Consider the following 398-nt stretch of genomic DNA (forward strand, 5'->3'; position numbering starts at 1 on the left):
CCGCGTAGTCCTGCTTGGCCATGTTGCCGCGACGTACCAGGTGGTCCTCGCCGTAATTGATGCCGCCGACGAAGGCCTGCCGGCGATCGATCACCACCAGCTTGCGGTGCAACCGGCGAAACAGGTTGGTGCGCATGCCGAGCAGGCGCGGGCGCGGGTCGAACAGGTGCACGCGAACCCCGGAGGCGGTCAGCCTGGCCAGGTAGTCCGGGCTGAGCGAGGCGGTGCCGTAGCCGTCCACCGTGACCTGCACCTCGACACCGCGCTCGGCGGCGGCGCTGAGGGCTTCCTGCAACTGCCGGCCGACCTCGTCCTCGAAGATGATGAAGGTTTCCAGGAGGATCTCCCGGCGCGCCTCGGCGATGCACTGGAACAGGCGCGGAAAGTACTCTTCGCCG

The 398-nt window shown here is 68.1% G+C and carries 1 protein-coding gene; it reads right to left on the reverse strand.

Annotation, left to right across the window (positions count from 1 at the left end; all coding sequences use genetic code 11):
• Positions 1-398: phospholipase D-like domain-containing protein (locus FLP08_RS17215; protein ID WP_238388520.1), on the reverse strand; the 398-nt coding region annotated here is incomplete at both ends.

The organism is Christiangramia aestuarii (assembly GCF_009735585.1).
GTDB lineage: Bacteria > Bacteroidota > Bacteroidia > Flavobacteriales > Flavobacteriaceae > Christiangramia > Christiangramia aestuarii.